The following is a 3,915-nucleotide window of genomic DNA, read 5'->3' on the forward strand; positions in this document are numbered from 1 at the left end:
GCGCCGACCGTGGCATCGCGCTTTCTGCTGCGCTTTCAGGCGGTGTCCGCCGACAAGGCCGATCAGGATGCGTCGGTGCTGGCGATGGCGCGCGCGCTCGACCAGCGCCTGCCCGAGGTCCGCATCACGCAGCCCGCGCCCGACCCGAGCGCGGATCAGCGCAAGGTCAACCTTTCAGTCACGGAACTCGACCGACTGCGTGCCGATCCGTTCGCCTTTTACGCGCGGCGCATCCTTGGCCTCACCGCGCTTGATCCGGTCGATGCAGAGCCGAGCGCAGCCTGGCGCGGGACGGCAGTGCATTCCATCCTCGAGAAATGGCGCAAGGAGGATGGTCTTGATCCCGAATTGCTCGCCAGACGCGCCGAACGTTATCTTGACGAGGCCAATGTCCATCCGCTGATCACGGCGTTGTGGCGGCCAAGGCTGCTCGCCGCGCTGCAATGGGTTGCATGTTGCACCGGCGAGATGGCAGCGGCGGGGCGGCAGGTCGTCGCGGCCGAGATCAAGGGCAGCATGGTGGTCGATGGCATCACCATCACCGGCAAGGCCGACCGCATCGACCGCATGCCCGACGGGTCGCTGGTGATCGTGGACTACAAGACCGGCCAGCCGCCGAGCAGCGCGCAGGTTGAAGCCGGCTATGCGTTGCAGCTTGGCCTGCTCGGCATGATCGCGCAGCGCAGCGGCTATAAGGATCACACCGACACGCCTGGGCCATCGGGCATCGCCAGCGGCTTTGAATACTGGTCGCTCACCAAGCACGCCAAAAGCGAGACCGGCTTTGGCCATATCGCAACTCCGGTCAAATCGGGACGCAAGACCAGCGGTCTTGCAGCAGAAGCGATGATGCCTACCGCCGAGCGTTACTTGCGCGAGGCGCTGGCGGAATGGATATTGGGCCGTCAACCATTCACCGCGAAGCTGGTGCCCGATCAGGCGATCTTTACTGAATACGACCAGCTGATGCGGCTGGGTGAATGGTATGGCCGCCAGCGGGGCAGCGCATCATGAGCGGCAAATCGACACTCCATCCGCTGCATGGTGACCAGGCGCGGGCGGTGACCCCGTCCGACCAGGTCTGGCTCAGCGCATCGGCGGGGACCGGCAAGACACAAGTGCTTACCGCGCGGGTGTTCCGTCTGCTGCTGGAACCTGGGGTCAGCCCCGATGCGATCCTGTGTCTTACCTTTACCAAGGCGGGCGCCAGCGAGATGGCCAACCGCATCAATGCCCAGCTTGCAGCGTGGGTGCGGCTGGATGACATCGCGCTGGCGATGGACCTCAAGGCCATCGGCGCACCGACCGATCAGCAGACCCTGGCGCGCGCACGCCGTTTGTTCGCGCGGGTGCTAGATGCGCCGCAGGGCGGACTTCGCATCCAGACGATTCACAGCTTTTGCCAGTCGCTCCTCGCCAGCTTTCCGGAAGAGGCGGGGCTGGTGCCCGGCTTCCGGCCCATCGAGGACCGCGACCGCACCATGCTGGCGCGCGACACCTTGGGCGCGATGCTGGTTGAGGCCGGTGAGCGCGGCGATACGCGGCTCGCCAGCAACCTTGCTGAACTCAGCTTGCGAATGGGCGCCGAGGCCACCGAAAAATTCCTGATGCGCTGCGCCGCCGCACCCGAGGCGATGGACGCGCTGCAGGGCGATATCCGCCCCTATATCAACGCAGCGCTGGGTTTACCGCGCGATGAGGGTGGCGGCGGCCTTGCCGATCTGTGCAGTGATACCGAATTCGATATCGCCAACCTTGAAGCCTTGCAGGACAGCAACGCGCGCTGGAACACTGCGACCGGCAGCAAGGTGGTGCTCGCGATTGCGGAATGGCTCAACATGGATGCCGACGAGCGGCTGGAGCATCTCGACCTGATTTGGCTGACCGTCGCCAAGGCCGATGGCGATCCGCGCAAGTGGGAAACGTTTTCTACCAAGATCGACCCGGATTATGCGGCCAAGGCGTCCAGCCTTTACAACGATATCCTTGAGATCAGGGCGCTGGCGGCGCAGATCGCGTTTGCCGCGAGCTATACCCGCGCACTTGAGGTCGGGCGCGCTTTCGCCTGGCAGTTCGCCGAGGCTAAGCGCCAGGCCGGGCTGCTCGATTTCGACGATCTGATCCGCACCACCGCCAATCTGCTCGCGCAAAGCGGCATGGCAGAGTGGGTGCGCTACAAGCTCGACCAGAGGTTCGATCACATTCTGGTCGATGAATCGCAGGACACTAACACGCGCCAGTGGGCGATCATCTGGGCGCTGATTAAGGATTTCTTTGCAGGCGACGGCAGCAAGCCCGACGCGCTGCGCACGCTGTTTACGGTCGGCGATTTCAAGCAGGCGATTTTCGGCTATCAGGGCACCAGCCCGCAATATTATGCAGCGGCGCGGCAGCGCATCAGCGAATCGGCGGCAAAGGGTCGCAAGGCCTTCGCCAAGCTCAGCCTTGACCGTAGCTTCCGCTCGACCCAGCCGGTGCTCGATCTGATCGATGCGGTGCTCGATGAGCTTGGGCCGCCTGCGCTGGGGATCACCGATGACGGCCTGCCCCGACATGAGGGGCGCATTGGGGCGGGGCTGGTCGAATTGTGGCGGCCCGTTGCGCAAAGCGATCTCGACAGTGGCGAGGACGATGACGCGCCCGATGAATGGCTGACCAAGACCGACCGGGTGTTCGCGCAGCAGCTCGCAAATACGCTGAAAGGCTGGTTCGATCCGGCATCACCGGGCCGGCTGTGGCTGCAGCGCACGGGCGGCAAGGGCGCGGGCTGGGCTGGGCCGGGCGATGTTATGATCCTGTTGCGCAAGCGCGGTGACATGGCGGCGCTGATTGTGGGGCGGCTGCATGCAGAAGGCGTGCCGGTGGCGGGGATCGACCGGCTGCGGCTCGGCCAGCCGCTGGCGGTGCAGGATCTGATCGCGGCGATTCGCTTTGCTTTGCAGCCGCTCGATGAACTGACCTGCGCCAGTCTGCTGGTCTCGCCGCTGCTCGGCTGGACGCATGAGGAACTGCTGTTGCATGGCCATCGCGAGCCCAAAGTGCGCTTGTGGCCGCATTTGCGCGCACAGGGCGACGCCGACCCGTCGTTCAGACAGCGACTGGAGCCGCTCTATGCACTGTTGGCGATGGCCGATTTCGAGACGCCCTATGGCTTCCTTGAGGAAATTCTGTCGGGACCGATTCAGGGCAGGGCGCGGCTGGTGGCGCGGCTGGGCGCGGAGGCGTTGGACCCGATTGCTGAGTTGCTGAACATTGCGCAGGCCTTCGCGCAATCACATGACGGTGGGTTGCAGGCGTTCCTGCACTGGTTTGATGCCGGGGATGAAGAGATCAAGCGCGAACTTGCCGGGCAGGACGGTGTGGTGCGGGTGATGACCGTCCATGGCGCAAAGGGTCTCCAGGCACCAATCGTCATTCTGGCCGATAGCTGCGTTGATCCGACGCGCAGCCCGGACAGCAGCTTTGATTGGAATGTTGTGCTTACGCCCGGCGCGGACACGCTGGCGCTGCCAGTGTATCCGCTGCGCAAGGCAGAGCGGGTTGGTGTGATCGCCGAAGAGCACGACGAAGCAAGGGCGCGCGACATGGAAGAGCATTGGCGGCTGCTGTATGTCGCCATGACCCGCGCCGAGGAGCAGCTTTACATCGGCGGGACTTTGGGGTCTCGCGCGAAAGCGCCGCCCGAGCTCAGCTGGTATGCGCTGATCGAGCGTGCTTTCATGGCGCAGGGCTGTGACTGGATTGATGAAGGTTCTGGCCCGTGCCGCCGGTTTGGGGCCGCCGCGCATCCTGCAGGTCTCGTTTCCGTTGCGACCGGAGAGGCGCGTGCGCAGCCTGAGCCGCTGCCAGATTGGCTGTTGCAGCCTGCCACGCCCGAACAGCGCCCGCCGACCCCGCTTGCCCCGTCAGCGCTGG

General features: G+C 64.7%; 2 protein-coding genes. Both read left to right on the top strand.

The window, feature by feature from the left end:
* Positions 1–1,014 (top strand): PD-(D/E)XK nuclease family protein (locus ACEW8G_RS08350; protein ID WP_373487966.1); only part of this gene is annotated, 1,014 nt, incomplete at its 5' end.
* A partial coding sequence (locus ACEW8G_RS08355; RefSeq protein ID WP_373487967.1) for a UvrD-helicase domain-containing protein occupies positions 1,011–3,915 on the top strand: 2,905 nt, incomplete at its 3' end. The genes ACEW8G_RS08350 and ACEW8G_RS08355, both read left to right, overlap by 4 nt.

Origin of the sequence: Blastomonas sp., from assembly GCF_041747255.1 — a bacterium.
Classification (GTDB): domain Bacteria; phylum Pseudomonadota; class Alphaproteobacteria; order Sphingomonadales; family Sphingomonadaceae; genus Blastomonas.